The organism is Methylobacterium phyllosphaerae, from assembly GCF_001936175.1.
In the GTDB taxonomy this organism is placed as follows: domain Bacteria; phylum Pseudomonadota; class Alphaproteobacteria; order Rhizobiales; family Beijerinckiaceae; genus Methylobacterium; species Methylobacterium fujisawaense.
In genome coordinates this window covers 4,210,001-4,230,636 of the sequence record NZ_CP015367.1, presented here as the reverse complement: position 1 = coordinate 4,230,636, position 20,636 = coordinate 4,210,001, and the positions used below count along the sequence as shown (strand labels likewise).

18 protein-coding genes (1 of these 18 cut by a window edge) are annotated in these 20,636 nt (G+C 72.4%); 5 read left to right on the top strand and 13 right to left on the bottom strand.

Features of this window, described 5'->3' with window-relative positions; all coding sequences use genetic code 11:
* Window positions 1-122 precede the first annotated feature (122 nt).
* Both MCBMB27_RS19215 and MCBMB27_RS19210 read left to right on the top strand, forming a co-directional pair.
* The gene (locus MCBMB27_RS19215; RefSeq protein ID WP_043387271.1) at window positions 123-683 is read left to right on the top strand and encodes a PAS domain-containing protein; all 561 of its coding nucleotides are present in this window, start codon (window positions 123-125) and stop codon (window positions 681-683) included.
* Entirely contained in the window at window positions 664-4,140 is a 3,477-nt protein-coding gene (locus MCBMB27_RS19210; protein WP_053610624.1) for a CheR family methyltransferase, read from the top strand. Before MCBMB27_RS19215 ends, MCBMB27_RS19210 begins: the two co-directional genes overlap by 20 nt.
* 316 nt (window positions 4,141-4,456) lie before the next feature.
* Here MCBMB27_RS19210 and MCBMB27_RS19205 read toward each other — a convergent pair whose 3' ends face one another.
* From MCBMB27_RS19205 to MCBMB27_RS19150, 12 genes are all read right to left on the bottom strand, one after another.
* On the bottom strand, window positions 4,457-4,873 hold the full coding sequence (locus MCBMB27_RS19205) for a DUF1236 domain-containing protein (protein ID WP_043387275.1): 417 nt from the start codon (window positions 4,871-4,873) through the stop codon (window positions 4,457-4,459).
* A 44-nt stretch (window positions 4,874-4,917) separates the two neighbouring features.
* A complete protein-coding gene (locus tag MCBMB27_RS19200; protein ID WP_043358016.1) occupies window positions 4,918-5,148 on the bottom strand; it encodes a hypothetical protein in 231 nt (76 codons plus the stop codon).
* A 166-nt stretch (window positions 5,149-5,314) separates the two neighbouring features.
* Window positions 5,315-6,715, bottom strand: a complete 1,401-nt coding sequence (locus tag MCBMB27_RS19195) for an amidase (RefSeq protein ID WP_236952748.1) — start codon at window positions 6,713-6,715, stop codon at window positions 5,315-5,317.
* Window positions 6,708-7,652, bottom strand: a complete 945-nt coding sequence (locus MCBMB27_RS19190; RefSeq protein WP_075381067.1) for a DUF1028 domain-containing protein — start codon at window positions 7,650-7,652, stop codon at window positions 6,708-6,710. The genes MCBMB27_RS19195 and MCBMB27_RS19190 overlap by 8 nt, the downstream gene beginning before the upstream one ends.
* Before the next feature lie 3 nt (window positions 7,653-7,655).
* Complete coding sequence (locus MCBMB27_RS19185) at window positions 7,656-8,411, bottom strand: ABC transporter ATP-binding protein (RefSeq protein WP_075381066.1); 756 nt, start codon at window positions 8,409-8,411, stop codon at window positions 7,656-7,658.
* Window positions 8,404-10,209 (bottom strand): branched-chain amino acid ABC transporter ATP-binding protein/permease, encoded by a 1,806-nt coding sequence (locus MCBMB27_RS19180; protein ID WP_075381065.1) that lies wholly within the window; start codon window positions 10,207-10,209, stop codon window positions 8,404-8,406. The genes MCBMB27_RS19185 and MCBMB27_RS19180 overlap by 8 nt, the downstream gene beginning before the upstream one ends.
* Complete coding sequence (locus MCBMB27_RS19175) at window positions 10,202-11,035, bottom strand: branched-chain amino acid ABC transporter permease (protein ID WP_043387286.1); 834 nt, start codon at window positions 11,033-11,035, stop codon at window positions 10,202-10,204. The genes MCBMB27_RS19180 and MCBMB27_RS19175 overlap by 8 nt, the downstream gene beginning before the upstream one ends.
* Before the next feature lie 365 nt (window positions 11,036-11,400).
* Window positions 11,401-12,555: a substrate-binding protein gene (locus tag MCBMB27_RS19170; RefSeq protein WP_075381064.1), complete on the bottom strand. Its 1,155-nt coding sequence runs from the start codon at window positions 12,553-12,555 to the stop codon at window positions 11,401-11,403.
* A 44-nt stretch (window positions 12,556-12,599) separates the two neighbouring features.
* Complete coding sequence (locus tag MCBMB27_RS19165; RefSeq protein WP_075381063.1) at window positions 12,600-13,445, bottom strand: nitrilase family protein; 846 nt, start codon at window positions 13,443-13,445, stop codon at window positions 12,600-12,602.
* 174 nt (window positions 13,446-13,619) lie between these two features.
* The gene (locus MCBMB27_RS19160; protein ID WP_075381062.1) at window positions 13,620-14,246 is read right to left on the bottom strand and encodes an ANTAR domain-containing response regulator; all 627 of its coding nucleotides are present in this window, start codon (window positions 14,244-14,246) and stop codon (window positions 13,620-13,622) included.
* A complete protein-coding gene (locus tag MCBMB27_RS19155) occupies window positions 14,243-15,397 on the bottom strand; it encodes a transporter substrate-binding domain-containing protein (protein WP_043387289.1) in 1,155 nt (384 codons plus the stop codon). Before MCBMB27_RS19155 ends, MCBMB27_RS19160 begins: the two co-directional genes overlap by 4 nt.
* 151 nt (window positions 15,398-15,548) lie before the next feature.
* Window positions 15,549-16,133: a DNA-3-methyladenine glycosylase gene (locus MCBMB27_RS19150; protein WP_075381061.1), complete on the bottom strand. Its 585-nt coding sequence runs from the start codon at window positions 16,131-16,133 to the stop codon at window positions 15,549-15,551.
* Between the two features lie 152 nt (window positions 16,134-16,285).
* Between MCBMB27_RS19150 and MCBMB27_RS19145 the strand changes: the two genes are divergently transcribed.
* Window positions 16,286-18,010 (top strand): adenylate/guanylate cyclase domain-containing protein, encoded by a 1,725-nt coding sequence (locus tag MCBMB27_RS19145; protein ID WP_075381060.1) that lies wholly within the window; start codon window positions 16,286-16,288, stop codon window positions 18,008-18,010.
* A 92-nt stretch (window positions 18,011-18,102) separates the two neighbouring features.
* On the opposite strand, the gene MCBMB27_RS19140 is transcribed toward MCBMB27_RS19145, so the two are convergent.
* Window positions 18,103-19,332, bottom strand: a complete 1,230-nt coding sequence (locus MCBMB27_RS19140) for an MFS transporter (RefSeq protein ID WP_075381059.1) — start codon at window positions 19,330-19,332, stop codon at window positions 18,103-18,105.
* A gap of 93 nt (window positions 19,333-19,425) precedes the next feature.
* Between MCBMB27_RS19140 and gcvA the strand changes: the two genes are divergently transcribed.
* Both gcvA and MCBMB27_RS19130 read left to right on the top strand, forming a co-directional pair.
* Window positions 19,426-20,313 (top strand): transcriptional regulator GcvA, encoded by an 888-nt coding sequence (gcvA, locus tag MCBMB27_RS19135; protein WP_075381058.1) that lies wholly within the window; start codon window positions 19,426-19,428, stop codon window positions 20,311-20,313.
* A gap of 198 nt (window positions 20,314-20,511) precedes the next feature.
* Window positions 20,512-20,636: the start of a helicase-related protein gene (locus MCBMB27_RS19130; protein WP_043759671.1), read on the top strand. It continues 2,020 nt past the right edge of the window; 125 of the gene's 2,145 nt are visible here — the first part of the coding sequence; its start codon is at window positions 20,512-20,514; its stop codon lies off the right edge, out of view.

Sequence of the window (20,636 nt, the reverse complement as noted above, 5' to 3'; positions counted from 1 at the left end):
CCCGAATTGGAGAGCGGCAGCCGCGGTTGCGCGTCAGGAATGTCGACCCGCGCCGAGGCCGGCAGCGCGAACGCGGGGCGACCGGCCGGGCCGCGCCGAACGGAGGCGACAGGGAAGCTACCGTGGACACGCAGACCATCCCGGCCGAACTCAGCACCTTCTTCGAGAAATCCCACATCGCCCTGGCGCTGGCCGCGGCGACCGACGACAACGTCCTGCTCCTGGTGAACGCGCGGTTCCACCAGCTCACCGGCTATACGGGCGCGGAGGTCGTCGGGCGCAATTGCCGCCTCCTCCAGCGCGACGCCGACAACCGGGAGGCGCGGGCCAAGATCCACGCCTTCCTGGAGAACGACCGGCAGGACTCTGTGCGCACGCCGATCTTGAATTTCCGCAAGGACGGGAAGCCCTTCGTCAATCTGCTGTACATGTCCAAACTGAAGGCGATCTCGGGCGAGGTGCGCTTTCTTTTCGCATCCCAATTCGATGTCAGCCGCTCGCAACCCGAGTTGCTTTCCGCCTACGATACCGAACTCGGCCGGACCTTGAGCCGGCTGACCCCGACGCTTGCGGAGAGTGGGCTCGTCATCGAGGGCTCGCTGATGACGATCGCCAACACGGTCGCCACGGTCGCGCAGGCCAAGCTCACGCTCGCGGATCTCGATGCACCAGGATTTCCATAACGCCCCCGGAGGCGAGGCCTCGGAGATCCTGGACGGCGCCGGGACGGTGACGGCCCCGCCCTTCGCCGGACCCGTCGTGGGAATCGGCGCCTCGGCGGGCGGACTCGAGGCCCTGCGGGAGATGCTGGCGCGCGCCCGGCCGCCGACCGGCATGGCCTTCGTCATCGTCCAGCACCTCGACCCCAACCACGAGAGCATGCTGGCACAGCTCCTCGACCGGCAGACCGAGCTGGAGGTGCTCCAGTGCGAGGGCGGGGAGCGGATCGCGGGCGACAAGGTCTACATCATCCCGCCCGGGCGGGGCCTCGTCATCCAGAACGGCGTCCTCGAACTCACCCACTTCGTCCAGCCGCGGGGCCTGCGCCGGCCGATCGACGACTTCTTCCTGTCGCTCGCGGTCGACCAGCAGGCCAACGCCGCCTGCGTGATCCTGTCGGGCACGGGGGCCGACGGCACGACCGGCCTGCGGGCCATCAAGGAGCATGGCGGCGTCTGCGTGGTGCAGCAGCCCGACACCGCCCGCTACGACGGCATGCCGCTCTCGGCGGTCGGCACCAGCCTCGTCGACTTCGTGCGGCCGCCGGGGGAGATCGTGGACTGCCTCACGAGCTTCTTCCGCCGCCGGGGCACCGACGCCGTCGACGACGAGGCCCGCCTCGTCGCCGACCACATCGACGACCTCTGCCGGGTCATCCGCGCGACGGTGGGCCACGACTTCTCCGGCTACAAGCGGACCACCCTGGTCCGGCGGGTCGAGCGGCGCATGCACGTCCTCGGGCTCGAGTCCGGCCGGGCCTATCTCGGCCGCGTCCGGGCGGACAAGACCGAGTGCGAGGCGCTGTTCCGCGACCTCCTCATCAACGTCACCCGCTTCTTCCGCGACGCCGAGCTGTTCGAGCTCCTCCGGGAGCGCGCGGTGGAGCCCCTGCTGCGCACCCGCGACCCCGAGGAGGACATCCGGGTCTGGATCCCGGGCTGCTCCAGCGGCGAGGAGGCCTACAGCATCGCCATGCTGTTCGCCGACGCCGCCCGCCGCCTCGGCCTGCCGCCGGCGGTCCAGATCTTCGCCACCGACATCGACGAGCGCATGCTCCAGATCGCCCGGGAGGCGACCTACCCGGCCGCCGCGCTCGCCGACATCCCGGCGCATCTGCGGGAGCGCTACGTCGTCCCCCATGCCGAGCGCTTCACCATCGCGGCCGAGATCCGCGACCTGATCCGCTTCTCCAGCCACAGCCTGGTCAAGGACCCGCCCTTCTCGCGGGTCGACCTCCTGTCCTGCCGCAACCTGCTGATCTATTTCGACGAGCGCCTCCAGCAATCGGTGGTGCCGCTGTTCCACTACGCGGTCCGGCCCGGGGGCTACCTGTTCCTCGGGCCCTCGGAAAGCGTCAGCCGGTTCGAGCACCTCTTCCCGGTCATCGACCAGCACGCCCGCCTGTTCGAGCGGCCGCCGGGCGCGCCGCAATACCCGATCGACCTGCCCGGGAGCGCCCGGCGCGGCGAGACCCGGCGCGGAGCGCGCGAGGAGCGCCGCGGCGAGCCCTCGATCGCCGACGAGACCGTCGCGGTGCGCCGCGTCATGGAGCGCTACGCCCCGCCCAGCATGGTGCTCAACGAGGATGGCGGCATCATCGCCGCCTACGGACGCCTGAGCCGCTACTTCGACTTCCCGGTCACGCGGACCGGCGGCAGCAGCGCGATCACCCTGGCCCGTCCGGGCCTGCGCGACGTGATCGGGCCGCTGCTCCGCCAGACCCGGGATGCGCGCAAGCGCGTGGTCGTCCGCGACGTGGAGATCCGCTCGGAATACGGCGTCCAGCCGGTGGAGCTGATCTGCGATCCCCTGCCCGACGGCTCGATGCTGCTCGTCCTGCGCGACACCGGCGCCTTCCAGGCGGCGGACGATCTCGACCTGATCGAGATGGATGCCGGCGGCGACCACGTCGAGGCGCTGGAGGAGGAGCTGCTGCGCACGCGCTACAAGCTCCGCTCCACCGTCGAGGAGCTGGAGACGACGAACGAGGAGCTGAAGAGCTCCAACGAAGAAATGATGTCGATGAACGAGGAGCTCCAGTCGACGAACGAGGAGCTGTCCACGGTCAACGACGAGCTGAAGACCAAGGTCGAGCAGCTCACCATCGCCAATGCCGATCTGCGCAACTTCTTCGAATCCACCGATCTCGCCGTGGTCGTGCTGGACCGCGCCCTGAAGGTGCGCAGCTTCACCACGGCCGCCACGGCGATCTTCCCGCTGCAGCCGGCCGACCGGGGACGTCCCCTCGCCGACGTGTCGAGCCGGCTCGCCGGCCTAGAATACCTGCATGACGCCCAGGAGGTCTGCGCCGGCGGCTCGGTGATCCAGCGGCGCGTCGCCACCCGGGATGGGGACCGGACGCTCTCCCTGCGGGTGCTGCCCTACCGCCTGCAGAACGGCAGCGTCGACGGCGCCACCCTGGTGCTCACCGACATCACCGAGGCCTTGTCCCTGGAGCGCCAGCTCGCCGCGGAGCGGGAGCGGCTGGAATTGGCCGTGAAGGCCGGAGGCATCGGCGTCTGGGAATACAGCCCCGATGCCGGGACCGTCGTGGTCGACAGCACCGCCGGCACGATCTTCGGCCTGACTCCCGACACGCCGCACCCCACCGCCGCCCTGGCGGCCAGCGTGCTGCCCGAGGACCGTCCCGGCTTCGAGGCGGCTCTCGCCGAAGCGGCGCACGGCCTGGACGAGTTCGAGGCGCGCATCCGCGTGCGCGCCGCCGATCACGCGCTGCGGCACATCCGCAGCTACGGGCGCCTGACCCGGAGCGGCGACCGGAAGCGGATCGTCGGCGTCTGCATCGACGTCTCGCCCGAATACGCGCTCGCCGAGACCCGCGACCTGATGCTGCGGGAGATGAACCACCGGGTGAAGAACCTGTTCGCGATCATCGGCGGCATGATCTCGGCGGGGGCCCGCACGCACCGGGAGATCGGCGTCTTCGCCACCGACATGCGCGACCGCATCTCGGCCCTCGGGCGGGCACATTCCCTGGCCGATCCCTCCGACGGCCAGGGCATGAGCGACCTCGCGGGCCTGATCGGCGCGACCCTGCGCCCGTACCGCGACCACGTCCCCACGGTGATCGAGGGGCCCCTCGTGGCGATCAACTGGCGGCACGTCTCGTCGCTGGCGATGATCCTGCACGAATGGGCGACGAACTCGGTGAAATACGGCGCGCTCGGGTCCGACGACGGCGCGCTGTCCGTCACCTGGGACCGCCAGGAAGAGGGGCTCGTCCTCGAATGGTGCGAGCGCATGGCCCGCGTGGCCGAACCGCGGCCGGGCCGGGGCTTCGGGACCCTGCTGGTGGAGATGTCCCTGCGCCAGCTCGAAGCGACCGTGACGCGCAGCCACGACGCGTCCGCCTACCGGATCACCCTGCACCTGCCGGAACTGGCGCTGACGCGGGGGTGAGGCGCGGCGGCCCCCCCCTCGCCCGTGCGGGAGAGGGACAGGGCGAGGGGTGCGGCCTTACCGAGAAAGTCTCGACCTCGGCTGACCGGCGACGGGGCGCTCGATCCTGATCCTTCTCGTCCCTCACCCCAGCCCTCTCCCGCTCGGGAGAGGGGGGGGTCCGTCGCGCCTCGTCTCCAGCGCCCGTGCCCATGCCCGCGCGATCTCTCGTCCTCTCGTCTCGGGCCGCGCCCTGCAGACGCGAAACGGCCCGCCGCGGCGATGCCGGACGGGCCGTCCTGCCTGATGGAGCGCCGGGATCCCGGCGCCCCTCCGATCAGTCGATGACCTCGACGATGCGGTGGCCGCGATCGACCAGGACGGGCTGGTCGTTCACGATGGTGTAGCGGTAGCCCGGACGCACCCGGTACTCGTCGGGTACGTCGTAGTAGGTCACGCTGTCCTCCGGCAGCACGGTGCCGACCCGGACCGGGCCGCCCCAGCTGTAGGAGCGCACGCCGCGGTCGCGGACGTAGCTGCGGAACCGGGGACGGTCGTCGACACCGAGGATGCCGCCCACCGTGCCGGTGGCCGCGCCCACGGCGCCGCCGACGATGCCGCCGACCGGGCCGGCCGCATCGGCGCCGACCGCCGCACCCTCGGCCGCGCCCCGCAGGGTGCCCTGCGCCTGGGCGGCCACCGGAAGGGCGAGGAGGCCGGCCGTCGCCAGCGACAGAAGAAGCTTGTTGGTCATGCTGAGATCTCCAGGCTCGTCAGGGCGTTACGGGCCGCGGAGGCTCAGTTGCAGCCTTCCTTGTGGACGGTCTTGGAGTTGCCCATGCCGTCCTCCTTGTGGACGGTCTTGGAACCGCAATCGACGGTGCCGGTGGTGACCTCGCGCTTCTCGACGACGGTGTCGCGGTGGTCGACGACGGCGGGCCCGTCGCGGCGGATGACCGTGGTCTCCTCGGCGCTCGCCGCGCCGCACAGGGCCGCGAACAGGGCACCCGAGAGAATGATGTTGCGCATTGGTAGCCTCCTGGTTTCAATCGAACCCAGCAACGGCAACCACGGAAAAAGGGTTCCACACGCATCGCTCTGTACAGCGCGCGGCTATTTGCGATGAGAGGCGGTATTGGTTGCGTGCAATCGATCGCAACGGGCCGGTTCAGCTGCGCAGGACCGGCCCGCCGCGTCAGCCGACCAGGGGCGGCACCCGGCGCCACCAATCGTGCGCCCGCTCGTACTGGTGCGCCACGCGCAGGATCTCGGCTTCGGCGAAGGGCCGGCCGGCGATCTGGAGGCTGATCGGCAGGCCGCGCCGGTCGAAGCCGCAGGGCAGCGCGATCGCGGGCAGGCCCGTGAGGTTGAACGGGTAGGTCAGCCGCCAGGAGGCCGCCAGCACGCTCTCCGCGCGCCCGCCGAGCGACACCGCGGACTCGTCCGTCCGCCACGCGGTCAGCGGCGAGGCCGGGCCGACGATCACGTCGGCCTCCGCCAGGACGGCGGCCATCTCGTCCATGATCAGGGCCCGCACCTGCTCGGCGCGCAGGTAGTCCGGCCCGGTCACGAGCCGGCCCATCTCCACGAGGTCGCGGACGTCGGCGGCAAAGCCCGCCACGTGGCCCTGGGCGAGGCTGCGGTCGTGATAGGCGGTCGAGGAGGCGAGCTCGATGGCGTAGATGGCCCCGAGGCCGTGGCGCAGGGACGGCACCGCGACGTCGCGGACCGTGCAGCCCTGGCCGGCGAGGAAGCGGAGCGCCCCCTCGATTGCGGCGGCGACGTCCTCGTCGACCGCGTCGAAGAAGTGGTTGCGGATCACCGCGACGCGCAGGCCCCGGATCGGCCGGTCCAGCCCGGCCGTGTAGTCGGGGACCGGCGCCGCGCTGGCGGCGGGATCGCCGGCATCCGGGCCGGCGAGCGCCTGCAGCATCAGGGCGGAATCGGCCACCGTCAGGGTCAGCGGCCCGGCATGGTCGAGGGACCAGGAATGCGGGACGATCCCCGACCGGCCGACCCGGCCGTAGGTCGGCTTGAGGCCGACGACCCCGCACAGGGCGGCCGGGATCCGGATCGAGCCGCCCGTGTCCGAGCCGAGGGCGGCCGGGCAGAGGCGGGCCGCGACCGCGGCGCCGGAGCCGCCGCTGGAGCCGCCGGGCACCCGGTCGAGGTCCCAGGGATTGCGGGTCGGCGGCGTGACCATGCCCCAGGCGAATTCGTGCATGCGCAGCTTGCCGAGGATCACCGCGCCGGCCGCCCGCAGCCGCGCCACCGCGTGGCTGTCGGCCGCCGGGAAGGTCAGGGCCTCCACGGCGGTACCCGCCCGGGTCGGCATGTCGGCCGTGGTGTAGTTGTCCTTGATGGCGATCGGGATGCCGTGCAGCGGGCCGCGCGGGCCGGACCGAGCGATCTCGGCATCGGCCGCGCGCGCGGCGTCGAGGGCCGCGGACGAGAGGTGGACGAAGCTGTTCAGGGCGCCGTCGAGGCGCGCGATCCGGTCGAGGCTGGCGCCGACGAGGTCGGCGCTCGACAGCTCCCGCGCCGCGATCCGCCGCGCGAGCTCGGTGATCGGCAACGGCCAGAGGGCGTCAGTCACGGCGGTCGTCATGGGGCCCCCGGCGGTACGGCAAGGTCGGATCGAAGACGACCGGCGGATGGATGTCCGCGAGGTCGAGGTCGCGGAGCCGGGCGATCTCGGCGAGCACCGGCGCGAACTGCCTCAGCAGGTGCGCGACCCGCCCGGGCTCCTGGCGCAGTCCGATGACGTCGCGCAGGAGGTCGGGCGCATCGGCAGCCCCGCCATCGGCCGCAGCGCCCGGCCGCTCGGCGGGCGCTTTCAGGAGCATCGCCACGACGTCGTCCGGCAGGGCGCCGGCCGGGCCGTCCTTCCGGGGCATGCCGGCCACGAACGGCACGAGCTGCCGCCTGGCGATGGCCAGGACGCGGCGCAGCTCGGCGACGGGCTCGGCGTGCTCGTCGACCCGCAGGTCGAGGAGCGGGTAATCCTCGCCGGCGACGATCCTGAGGGCCGCCGATTGCTTGCCGCGCTTATCGCCGCCGGCCGCATCGCCGGCCTCCAGCGCCCGCATGAGCCGCTCGTCGAGGTCGCAGGCGGCGCTCCCCGCGAAGGCCTCCGCCATGGCGTCGATCACGCCGGTCCCGGCGAGCATGTTGCCCTGCACGGCGTAGCCGGCCCCGGTGCGGTGTCCGGCGGCGTCCGTGCAGCCGGCGCCGGTCCAGGCCGCGCCGGTCCCGCGCGCATCGACGAGGCCGAGCTGGCGCAGGTCCGGCCGGTCGTCGATGGCGAGCGCCGCCGCCAGGGCGGCGTCGGGGGCCTGCCCGCCGGCCAGCCCGTCGAGGATGCGGGCGGCGAGGTAGGGGTTCACCCAGGACTGGGTGGTGACGGCCCCGATCCCGGCGCGGATGTAGGGGCAGAGCCCGCCCACCGCCGGGACGGCGCTCGCCACCGCGACGCCGAGCTGCCCGGTCCGCGGGCAGCGGGCGGCGATCGAGAAGGTGTTGAGTTCGCTCATGGCTCACACCGCCAGATGGCCGATGACGCGCGCCTGCGCGTCCGGCGCCTTGGCGGGGCCGCTGTCGACGATCTCGCCGAGCTTGAGGACGGCGTAGCGGTCGGCCAGCGCCAGCGCGAAGGCGACGTGCTGCTCCACCACCAGCATGGACACGCCCGCCGCCCGCTCGGCGTCGAGCACGCCGCGCAGGCGCTCGACCATGGAGGGCTGCACGCCCTCGGAGATCTCGTCGATGAGGAGCAGGCGCGGGCGCAGCATCAGGGCGCGCCCGAGGATCAGCATCTTCTGCTCGCCCCCCGAGAGGGTGCCGGCCCGCTGGGCCAGCCGGTCCTTCAGGAACGGGAAATGACGGAACAGCCGCTCCAGCGCCTCCGGCAGCATCCGGTCGGAGGGGACCGCGAGGCGCAGGTTGTCGCGGATCGACAGGTCCTGGAACAGGGGCTGCTCCTGCGGCGCGTAGCCGACGCCGAGCGCCACGAGCCGGGCGGGCGACAGGCCGGCGAGCGCCTGTCCCCCGACGGTGATCGCGCCGCCCCGCAGGGCGACCATGCCCAGGATGGTCTTGAGCAGCGTGGTCTTGCCCATGCCGTTCTTGCCCAGCAGCGCCACGATCTCCCCCGGCGCCACCGACAGGGACACGCCCTTCACGATCGAGACCGCTCCGTAGCCGCTCGACACCCCCTCCAGGGCGAGGGCGGCGCCCGCCGGCTCGCTCCGCCGCACTGCCTCAGCCGCTGCCTCACCCGCTGCCTCAGCCATGGGCACCTCCCGAATAGATGGTCCGGACCAGCTCGGAGCCGACGACGTCCTCCACCGTGCCGTCGAGGACGAGGCGGCCCTGGTGCAGCACCACGATCCGCGACGAGATCTCGCGCACGAAGTCGAGGTCGTGCTCGACCAGCACGGCGGCGATCCTTCCCCCGGCGGTGAGCGCCTTGAGCACGGTCCCGATGGTGGTGCGCTCGGCCTTGGTCAGGCCGGCGGTGGGCTCGTCCAGCAGGATCAGCCGCGGCTCCAGCGCCACCACCATGGCGAGTTCGAGCGCCTGCTTCTGGCCGTGGGACAGGAGGCGGGTCGGCCGGGTCAGCAGGCGGTCGAGGCCGGTCATGCGCAGGACGTCGAGGGCCGCCTGCGGCAGGCCCAGCGTCTCCGCCTGCCCGACCGGGCTCAGGCCGTCATGGGATGCCCGGGCGAGCCGGAGGCAATCGGCCACCGACAGGCTCTCGAACACGCTCGCCACCTGGAACTTGCGCCCGACCCCGAGGCCGACGATGCGGTTCGGCGTCAGCCCGGTGATCGGGGTGCCGCCGATGGCGATCGCCCCCGTGAAGGGCTCGGTGCCGTCGCTGAGGCAGCGCATCAGCGTGGTCTTGCCGGCGCCGTTGGGCCCGACGAGGCTGACGAGCTCGCCCGCCCGGATCTCCAGGTCGATGCCCTCCAGCACCGTCAGGGCGCCGTAGGCCTTGGCGAGGTTCTCGACCGTGAGGATGGGGGTCGCGGAGGCGGCCGCGTCCGTCCCGGCCGCCCGCGCGACGAGGCGCGGCGGCGCGGGTTCCCGCCGGCCCGCCGGCAGCGCCCGCCAGAGGCGGCCGACGAGGTCGGCGAGGCCGCCCGGCAGCAGGATGATGATGGCCACGAAGGCCGTGCCCAGGAGGAGCTGCCAGAGGAACGGCAGGTCGCCGGACAGGTTCGCCGCGAGGTAGTCGATGGCGATGGTGCCGAGCACCGGGCCGAGCAGCGTGCCGCGGCCGCCGAGCGCCACCCAGATCACCAGCTCGGTGCCGAACAGGAAGCCGGCATTCTCGGGCGCGACCACGCCCGACGCGTTGGCGAACAGGAAGCCCGCGATCCCCGCGACGGCGGCCAGAGCCGCGGTGAGCCGGATCTGCAGGCGCCGCGGGTTGAGGCCGAGATAGGCGCAGCGCGCCTCGTTGTCCCGCAGCGCCACGAGGGCGCGGCCCGCATCGGCCCGGACCAGGATCCAGGCCGCCAGGGTGACGACGATCAGGAACAGGGCCGCGAGGCGGAAATAGCCCTCGCTCTCGAAGGGCAGCACGTCGAATCCGACGAGGCCGCTGCTGGAGCCGGTCCATTCGCCGCCCGCGTAGATCAGCTGCACCACGACGATCGGGACGACCAGCGAGATCACCGAGGCGTAGAGCGGGGTCGAGCGGTGGTAGAAGGACAGCCAGCCCACCGCGAGGCCGAGCAGGGCCGGCGCGACGAGCGCCGCCGCGACCGCCGCGGCGATCCCCAGCGGCGTCGCCCCGTAGGCGGTGAGGATCATCGCGGTGGCGTAGGCGCCGACGCCGAAGAAGGCCGCCTGCCCGAAGGTCAGGATCCCCGCGAAGCCCCAGAGCAGGTCCACCGTGACGGCCAGCACCGCGTAGATCATCGACCGGGTCAGGACGTTGACCGCGAAGGTGTCGAGGACGAGCGGCGCGATCCAGAGGGCGAGCGCCGCCAGGATTGCGACCACGACGGGCGCCGCGCGGGACAGGCGCCGCCGGCGGGGGGCCGCGGCGGCGCGCTCGGTGACGGGCAGGGTCTCAAGCACGGGAGAAACCTTTCGGGCTGATCCGCAGCACGAGGGCGGCGAGCACCGCGATGGCGATGCTGCCGAGGATCGGGCTCACGAAGGTGCTGATCAGGACCTGCGCGGCCCCGAAGACGAGGCAGGCCGCCGCGAGCGCCAGGTACGAGGCGTCGGCGACCATCACCAGCATGAAGGCGCCGATCAGCCAGGCGACGCCCATGTTCGGGTCGACGCTGGTGAGCGGCGTCAGCAGGACGCCGGCGAGCGCCGCGAACCCCGCGCCGATCATGAACACGACGAGGCGCACGCGCCCCGTGTCGATGCCGAGGCTGCGCGCCAGGGTCTCGTTCATGATCACCGCCCGGGCCGAGAGCCCGAGCCGGGTCCGCTCGATCGTCAGCGCGAACAGGGTGCCGATCGCCAGCGCGATGCCCAGAGCCACGAGGCGGTAGGCGGAATAGTCGACGCCGAGGATCTCGACGGTGCCCGCCAGCAGGTTCGGGGTGAGCTGGACGTCCCGGCCGAAGGCCAGGGTGATGAGCTGCCCGACCACGATGCCGAGCCCCCAGGTGGCCAGGATCGCGTCGAGCGGCCGCCGGTAGAGCGGGCGGATGATGAAGTGCTCGGCGAGACCGCCGAGCGCCGCGCCGACCGCGAAGGCCAGCGGCAGCGCCAGCCAGGGATTCAGCCCGAGCTTGGCGGTCACCACCGCGCAATAGGCGCCGACCGTCAGCCACGCCCCGTGGGCGAAGTTGATGATCTTGAGCACGCCGAAGATCGCCAGGAGGCCGATCGAGACGATGAACAGGATCGCCGCGGTGGTCAGGATGTCGAGGGTGAGCAGCATCGGGGAGTTCCGGTTGAAGGACCGTCATCACGAGGCGAAAGCGGCAGAGGCCCGGCGCAATGAGCGCCCCTGTGCGGGCCTGCCGATCCACGCATCTGCTTTGGCAACGCGGATTCAGGATCGGGCGCGGGTCCCCTCTCCCGTGCGGGAGAGGGACAGGGTGAGGGATGCGGCCTCTCCAAGAGAGTCTCGACCTTGACCGCGCGGCGATGGGGCGCGCGATCCCGAAACCTCCGATCCCTCACCCCAACCCTCTCCCGCACGGGAGAGGGGGCGCGTCGCGCTCGTTCAGCGGCGTCGGTGTCCGCCTCGGACGGGCGGCCATCGTCGCCGGGCGGGGAGAGGGAGGCGTCGCGCCCCGCCCCTCATTGCAGCTTCGGGCACTGCTCGCCGGGATCGACGTCCTTGAAGGTGCCGGCGACCTTCACGGTGCCGTCCTTCTGGATCTGGCCGAGATACATGGTCAGCGGCGCGTGGTGCTGCTTGCTCATGGTGATCGTGCCCCGCGGCCCGGTGAAGCTTACCGTCGGCAGCGCCTCCAGCACCTTGGCGGTCTCGGTCCCGCCCGCCTTCTCGACCGCGGCCTTGTAGAGGTAGATCGCCTCGTATTCCGGCACCGAGAGGTCGTTCGGGGTGCGCAGCTCGGCGCCGAACTTCTTCTGCATCGCCGCCAGGAACGCCTTGTTCTCCGCGCTGTCGATCCCGGTGACGTAGGAGGCCGAGAGGTAGACGCCCTCGGCGTCCGCGCCCATGCTCTTGGCGGTGCCTTCGTCCAGCGCGAGGTTGGCGAAGGGCAGCGTCACGCCGGCGCCGCGCAGCTGCTTCGTCAGCGTCACGTTCGGCGCGCCGCCCGCCGTCGAGGTGATCAGCGCGTCGGCCTTGGCCTCCTTCAGCTTGGAGATGATCGCGGTCCAGTCGCTGCCGTCCATCGGCAGGTATTCCTCGCCGAGAACCTTGCCGCCGGTCTTCTCGACGTAGCTCTTGGCGAAGCCCAGCATGCCGCGGCCGAAGGCGTAGTCGCTGCCGATCAGGAAGTAGGTCTTGGCACCCTGCGCCTTGAAGGCGTCCACCACCGGCGGAACCTGCTGCTCCGGCACCCAGGCGTCCACGAACATGTTCTTGTTGCAGGAATGGCCCTCGTAGAACGAGGTGTAGATGTACGGCACCTTCCCCTTGGTGACGGCGGGCAGGCCGGCATTGCGCGCCGCGCTCGTCTCCATGGAGATCAGGACGTCGACCTTCTTCTGGTAGATCAGGCTGTCGAAGGCCTTCTGGGCGCCGGCCGCCCCGGAGGCGTCGTCGGCGACCTCGAGGACGAGCTTGCGGCCGAGCACGCCGCCCTTGGCGTTGATCTCCTCCACGGCGAGTTCGGCCGACTGCACCACCGAGGGGGCGACGACGCTGTTGGCGCCCGACAGGCCGATCGGGATGCCGATGACGATCGGCTTGCCGTCGGCGGCCTGCGCGGCCGTGGCGGCGAGGGCGAGCGCCGCGGCGCCGGCGAGGGACCATTTCACCATGAACGAACTCCTTGGGACGGACGGGAAGGGTTACGGATCTCGGCTCAGCCGTAGATGTCGGTGCGGCGGTCGCGCAGGAGCGAATTGAACCGGTTCAGGTCCTTGCGGCCGGCCGCGTCGAGATCGACCAGCGCCGAGAGGGTCTCGGTCCGGTCGCGGCTCGCCGGGCCGGCGAGCGGCCAGCCCTTGGGGCCGACGATCAGGCTCTGCCCCTCGAAGGGCTGGCCGCGCTCGGTGCCGACCCGGTCGGCGCAGGCGATGAAGAGGCCGTTCACATGGGCGGCGGCCCGGTGCAGGGTGTTGGCCATGGCGGCCTCGCCCGCGGGCTGGTCGGGCATCGGCACCCAGTTGGTCGGGATGCAGACGATCTCGGCGCCGCCGAGCGCCAGTTGCCGGAAGGTCTCGGGGAACCAGCCGTCGTAGCAGATGGCGACGCCGACCTTGCCCAGCGCCGTGTCGAAGACCGGGAAGCCGAGGTCGCCCCTGGCGAAGAACACGTTCTCCTGGTCCCAGAGATGCGCCTTGCGGTAGGTGCCGATATAGCCCTCCGGCCCGACGATCACGGCGGCGTTGTAGAGGACGTCGCCGGCGGATTCGGCGATCCCCGCCACGATGTGCACGCCGAGTTCCGCGGCCAGCGCCGCCCAGGCCTGGGTGGTCGGGCCCTCCGGCACCGGCTCGGCCAGGGCGGCGGCCTCCGCGGCGGATTCGAACACGTAGCCGGTGCTGGCGAGTTCCGGCAGCACGATCAGCCGGCTGCCCGCGGCGGCGGCCGCGCGGACGAGATCGGAGGCCCGCGCCAGATTCGCGTCGACCGCGCCGAAGTCCGGCGCGAACTGGATGCACGACACCCGTATCGGCGGGCGCGCAGGACCGTTCGCTTGGATCATGAAAGCTCCAAAACGCAAAAAGCCCCTGGGCGCGGACAAGATCATCCGCGAACCAGAGGCTTCAAAGCCGAGATGTCATGCAGCAATCTTGCTGCGGGGCAACCTTGCCCGGTTAGACTACGATACGCGCCCCGAACCGGACCGCAAGACCATAAATGCGGCAGGCTGCTGCGATCAGGTCTTTTCCGCCAACGCGATGCGCAGGCCGAGACCGCTCATCGCCTCGTGGGCCGAGACCACGCTCTCGGCCACGCTGGCCATCGGCACGCGGGCGGCGGTGGCCCGGTCCCGGAGCATCTTGTAGGCGGCGTCCTCGTCGATCCGGTTCAGGTCCACGAGCAGCCGGACCGCCTTCTCGACGGTGCGGCGGCCCTTCATGGTCTCCTCCAGCCGGTTGATCTTGCTGGTGAGCCGTCCCTCGTAGCCGCGCCGGTAGCGGGCCAGGGCGAACTGGGTGAGCACGCCCCGCGGGTGGAGCGGCTTGTTGAGCACGCCGTGGGCATTGACGTCGGCGATCGCCTTCAGGGAGGTCGGGCTCTCGTAGGCCACGATGGCGATGACCGCCGGCTCCAGCGCCTCGATCGACGGCAGCAGGTGCATCACCTGGGCGTCGTCGAGCTGGATGAACAGCGTGTCGATGTCGGCGGGCAGGGCGGCGGGCGGCGGCCACGCCAGGGAGACCGCGCAGCCGAGGCGACCGAGCTGCTCCAGCAGCGCGGCGCCCTCCTCGTCCTTGGGGTGGATGACGAGGGCGCGGGCGCGCCGCAGGTCGTCCAGGATCTTGCGGGCGGGGGCGGTCACGCGGCGAGACCCTCCTCCAGCCAGTTCGTCTCGAACCGGGACCACGCGAGGTAGGGATCGGGCCGCACGGGCCGGCGCGCCCGCCAGACCACGTCGAACTGCCCGTCGGCCCGGGCGACGCCGATGCCCGGCGTGAGCCAGATGTGCCGCGTCTCGCCGTCGAAGGCGAGGTCGCCCTCCGGCGCCGCGAGGCGCTGGCGCAGGGCCGCCGCGCCGAGGCGCTCGGCGTCGAGGGTGCCGGCCTCCGTGAGCGCCCGGGCGAAGAGATGGACCTGCGCGTAGGCGGTCTCCGACCACATGCTGGTGGGGCGCTCGGGCCCGAACCGGGCCTGGAAGGCGGCGACGAAGCGCCGGTTCTCCTCGCTCGCAAGGGACCCGAAATACGGGGCCGCCAGGACGTGGCCGGTGCAGTGCTCGGGACCGATCGCGTGGATCTGGCCCTCAGCCAGGGTCAGGCTGGCGATCGGGCAGCGGGCGCGGTCGATGCCGGATTCCGCGTAGGCGCGGTAGAGCCGCTCGGCCCCGCGCCCCACCACGGTGGAGAAGACCGCGTCCGGCGCGGCGTCGCGGATCGCCGCGATCATGGCGGCATGGGCCGCGTCGTCCGCGTCGAGGGCCGCGTATAGCTCGCCCACGATGGTCCCGCCCTTCGCCTCGATCAGGTCGCGCATGACCCGGTTCGATTCCCGCGGGTAGATGTAGTCGGACCCGATCAGGAAGATCCGCCGCCCCTGCTCCTGCAGGAGGTAGTCGGCCAGGGCGAAGACGTTCTGGTTGAGGGTCGCACCGGTGTAGATGATGTTCTCCGAGTACTCGAAGCCCTCGTAGATCGACGGGTACCAGAGCAGGCCGTTGTGCCGCTCCATGGTGGACAGCACCGACTTCCGGCTCGCCGAGAGCGAGCAGCCGAACACCACCTCGACCCCGTCCTCGGCAAGCATTCGCCGGGCCAGGGTGCGGTAGGCGTCGGTCTCGCCGGCGGGGTCGTAGCAGACCGGCTCGATCGGGCGGCCCAGCACGCCGCCGGCCTGGTTGATCTCCTCGATCGCGAGTGCGGTGCCGAGGAAGTGCTCGGTCTCGGTGATGCCGCTCACCCCGCTGCGGGAGAACAGGACGCCGACCCGCCACGTCGCTTCATCCTTGGCCGCCATGGCCCCTCCCCGCGCGCGCCCAGGCCCGGCGGATCGCCCGCGCCTCGGCCCCGTCCTACCCGACGGACGCCCCCCTGCGGAAGCGTCGGCCCGGTCGCGCGGGCTCGTCCCGGATCCGCGACCGGACATCCCGCTCCGGCCGCTGCGATCCTCAGGCGGTCCCGGCCCCCGGTTCGGCCCGCCGCACCGGCCGGCTGACGAAGCGGGAGCCGGCGAGCAGGAACCGCCAGGGTGTCTCGGCGCCGCGGGTGATCCCGATGCGCCGGTCGCTGACCACCTCGACGGCCCCGGGATCGCCCGCGGCGCGGGGCTCGAACCGGAACGGCGCCCCCGCGAGGGGCGCGCCGTCCAGCGCGTCGGTGACGCCGAGGGCCTGGCAGAGGCGGCCCGGCCCGGCGCAGAGCAGGCGCGGCTCCTCCACGCCGCGGCGCGCCCGCATGGCGGGAAGCCCCTCGGTGGGCGCGAGGGCCCGGAGCAGCACGGCGCTGCCGGGCTCGCAGACGAGGTTCAGGCACCAGTGCATCCCGTAGGAGCGATACACGTAGGCATGGGCCGGCGGCCCGAACATGCTGGCGTTGCGCCGGGTGGGGCCGCGGAAGCTGTGGGAGGCCGGATCGGTGCTGTCGTAGGCCTCGGTCTCGACGATGATCCCGCCGGCCGCGCCGACGAACAGGCGGGCGCCGATCAGGTCGAAGGCCACCGCGGCGGCGCTGCGGGCGAAGAAGGTGTCCAGCATCGGGTCTCCGGCGCGGTCGATACGCGCGATCCTCACGTCCGGGACTCCACGGATCGCCGGCGATTGGAAATAAATCGGACGCGGCGGAAGTCTTGCTGGTACGAGGGACCGTGAATGGCGGGCCCAGAACCGATCTCCTCGGACCTCCCAGCATGGTGCGCACAGCCTCGATCGCGACGCTTCGATCCGCCGATGCGGGCGCGCAACCCCGATCCGCCACGCAAGCCGCGCGGATCCGCCTGAACCTGCGGCGCCTCCGGCTGGCCAGCGGCCTGGTCCTGTTCGGCTACGTGCTGACCCACCTGCTCAACCACGCCCTGGGCAACATCTCCCTCGACGCCATGGAGGACGGCCTCGACGTCGTCACGGCCGTCTGGCTCAATCCCGTCGGCCTGACGCTGCTCTACGGCGCCCTGGTGCTCCATCTGCTGCTCGGGCTCCAGGCGCTCTACGCGGCCCGCTTCTTCCATTGGCGGCCCTCCGAGGCCCTGCAGCTGGTCTCGGGCCTGCTGATCCCGACGCTCCTCATCAGCCACATCACGGCGACCCGGATCTCCTTCGTCACCGAGGGGCTCGACAAGGGCTACGCGCAGGAACTCTACGCCTTCTGGATCGCCTCGCCGACGCTCGGCCTGCTGCAGATCACGGTCCTGGTCCTGGCCTGGATCCACGGCTGCATGGGCCTGTATTTCTGGCTGCGGCTGAAGCCCGCCTTCGGGCGCATGGCGCCCTGGCTGCTGGCGCTCGCGGTCCTGGTCCCGGTCCTGTCGCTGCTGGGCTTCGCGCAGGGCGGCCGCATGATCCTCACCCTGGCGCAGGATCCGGCGTGGCGGGCGGTGGCCCTCCAGCCGGTCCATGTCGGGCTGCCCGATCAGGTCGCGCGGCTCGCGGCCATCCGGGACGGGCTGCTCGGGACCTATGCGGGCCTGGTGGCGGCGGTGGTCGCAGCGCGCGGCGTGCGGACCCTCGCCGAGGTCAAGCGCGGCACGATCCGGCTCAGCTATCCGGACGGGCGGGTGGTGCGGGTCCCCCGGGGCACCAGCGTGCTGGAGGCGAGCCGGCGCAACCGGATCCCCCATGCCAGCGTCTGCGGCGGCCGCGGCCGATGCTCCACCTGCCGCATCCGGGTGACGGATGGCAGCGACGGCGCGCCCAGTCCCGGCCGCACCGAGCGGTCGGTCCTGGAGCGCATCGCCGCCGGTCCGGGGGTGCGCCTCGCCTGCCAGTTCCGGCCCGAGACCGACATGGCCGTGGTGCCGCTGCTGCCGCCGCAGCCGCGGATGCGCCAGGCCGACCTGCTCGACCGGGCGCAATCCGGCGAGGAGCGCTTCATCGTGGCGATGTTCGTCGACCTGCGCGGCTCGACCCGGCTCGCCGAGGAGCGCCTGCCCTACGACACGGTGTTCATCATCAACCGCTTCCTCGGCGCGGTCGGCGACGCCGTGCGGGAGGCCGGCGGCTCGACCAACCAGTTCCTCGGCGACGGTCTGCTCGCCCTGTTCGGCCTGGAGACCGAGCCCGGGCAGGCCGCCCAGGACGCCCTGCGGGCGATCGACCTCATCGCCGACGCCGTCGACACCCTGAACCGGCTGCTGGCGGCCGATCTGGAACACACGCTCCGGTACGGGATCGGCGTGCATGCGGGCCTCGCCATCGTCGGCGAGATGGGCGACGCCACCGATGCCCGCTTCACGGCGCTGGGCGACACCGTCAACGTCGCCGCCCGCCTCCAGGGCCTGACCAAGACCCTCGGCTGCGTGGCCGTGGTGTCGGAGGCGGTCTATCAGGCGGCCCGCGTGGCGCCGGCGCAGATCCGGGACGTCGCGGTGGACGGCCGGTCCGAGGCCGTCCGGGTCAACACCCTGGGCCGCCTCTGAGGCGGCGTCCGGGCGGGACGCGCGGGCCGTCCCCGCGGGCAGATCCTGTCCCCGTGCTCCTGTTCCCATGCCCCCGGCCCCGCCGCCACGCCTCAGGCCCGTTGCCGGTCCGCCGCCCCGAGGCGCGGCGCCAGGGCCAGCATCAGCGGCACCACGGCGAGCGCCGTCCCGGCCGCCGCCACCGCCGCCCAGTGCGGGCCGGCCGCGTCGCCGAGCCGTCCGTAGAGCAGCGGCGCCGCCAGCGCGCTGCCGCCGAGCGTCCAGGTGTAGAACACCGCGAAGGCCCGCTCGACCCGGCCGCCCGGGGCCAGTTCCGGCACCGTCCCGTAGAGGACCGACGAGGTGCCGTTCAGCATCACGCCGAGGAGCGGCAGCAGGATCAGCCCGGGGGCCAGGGGCAGGACGATCACCGCCAGGATCGCGAGCGCCGTCCCGGTCTCGGTGAGGATCACGGTCCGGGTCACGCCGAGGCGTTCCCCGAGGCGCCCGCACACCGCCTTGCCGAGGGCGCCCCCGATGAAGACCAGCGAGAGCGCGAGGCCCACCGTGGTCAGCGCCGCACCCTTCTCCTGCAGCAGGAACGGCAGGTAGAGCAGGAAGGCCGGCCGCGCGGCGTTGTCGAGCATGCCGATGGCGACGAGGAGCCCGAACCCCGCGCCGGGCGGCGATGCGCCCGCGACCCGGCGGGTCGCCCGCTTGGCGGCCGCCTGGGCGCTGCGTGACTGCGGCTCACGCGGAAGCAGGCGCCCGACCAGCACCGCCACGAGGACGCCTCCGCCGGCGATCACCCAGAGGGCGTGGCGCCAGCCCGACAGGGTCAGCAGCAGCCCGACCAGGGGCGGGACCGCCGCCTTCCCGAGGTCGCCGGTGAAATTGTAGGTGCCGAGGGGCCCCCGCGCCGCCGCGCCGTAGGCCCGGGCGATCACTGCCGAGGCCAGGGGATGCTGGGTGCTGCTGCCGGCGCCGCCGAGCAGGAGACCGACCCCGAGCCCGACGAGGCCGCCCGAGGCGCCGGCGATCGCGTAGCCCGCCGCGCTGAGCCCGGTGCCGAGCACCAGCACGATCCGGGCGCCCCAGGCCTGGGCAAGGCGGCTCGCCGGCATCTGCAGCGCCGCCAGCGCGCCGTTGTAGAGCGACCGGAGGAAGGCCAGGGCGACGTAATCGAGGCCGAACTCCGCCTGCCAGACCGGCAGCAGCACGTAGATCAGGTCCGTGTAGCCGTCGTGCAGGGCGTGGTTGACCCCGGTGGCCAGGAGGGTGCGCCGCGCCTCCGGCGGGGACGCGGTTTCGGAAGACGCGGTCGGAACGGACGCGACGGACATCCAGCCATCCTTCGTGGTTCCGATCCAGGATGGCGGTCTGGCGGGGGGCTGACAAACGCCTTATGCTGACGCTCGCGTGAGGAAACCTGACCCGTGCATCGTCGCCTGCCGCCCCTGAACGCCCTGAAGGCCTTCGAGGCGGCCGCGCGGCACGGGAGCTTCACCCGGGCCGCGGACGAGCTGCGGGTCACCCACGGCGCGGTGAGCCGGCACGTGCAGATGCTGGAGGGCTGGCTCGGCCTGCCGCTGTTCACGCGCCACAACCGGCGCGTGGTCCTCACCGAGGCGGGGGTCGCCTACGCCACCGAGATCGGCGCCGCCCTCGACCGGATCGCCCTGGCCACGGCCCGCCAGGTCGAGCGCGGGCGGCCCCGCCTGCTGCACGTGAATGCGCTCGCCACCTTCACCCTGCGCTGGCTGATCCCGCGCCTGTCCGGCTTCCAGGTGGCCAACCCGGCGATCGAGGTCCGGCTGACGACCTCCAACGTGCCCCTGGCGCAGCTCGCGGAGCCGTTCGATGTCGCGATCCGCGGCGGTCCGGAGACGCGCCCGGGCCATCGCGCGGAGCCGTTCCTGTCCGAACGCCGTATCCCCGTCTGCAGCCCGGCCCTGCTGCAGCGCCTCCACCTCGCAGAGCCCGAGCAGCTCCGGCAGCACACCCTGCTGCACGCGGCGACGCTCCCGCGGGTCTGGCCGGACTGGCTGCGGGCGGCCGGTGTGCCCGATCTGGAGCCGCAGGCCTCGGTGACGCTGGAGCATTTCTACCTGACCCTCCAGGCCGCCCTCGACGGGCTCGGGATCGCCATGGGGCCCGAGCGGCTGATCGCCGACGACGTCGCGGCCGGCCGCCTGACCCTGCCCTTCGCGGGCCCGTCTCTGCCGGCACGGAGCTACTACACCTACGTCCCGGAGCCCCGGGCGGAGGATCCGGCGGTGCGGGCCTTCTGCGGCTGGCTCGCCGAGGCGGCCCGGCAACCGTGAGATCCCGTCTTTGCGAGCGCAGCGAAGCAACCCAGTGTCGCGCAACGTTGGGGCTCGTGGCGCCGCTGGATTGCTTCGCTGCGCTCGCAAGGACGGTTTCGGAGTGGCGTCCGGGCGCGGTTCCGCGCATGGATCGGATCCGGAACGCCCCCGACCGCGTCAGGGTTTGCGTGAGACGCTTCTGCCGAAGGTGACCGCATGGCGCGCAAGCGTCTCCGCCCGACCATCGAGAGCCTGATCGAATCCCTCGGGCGGCTCGGCCTGTCCCCGGAGGCCGTCGACCTCGACCGGCTGCTCGCCGATCTCGAACTGCCGGAATACGG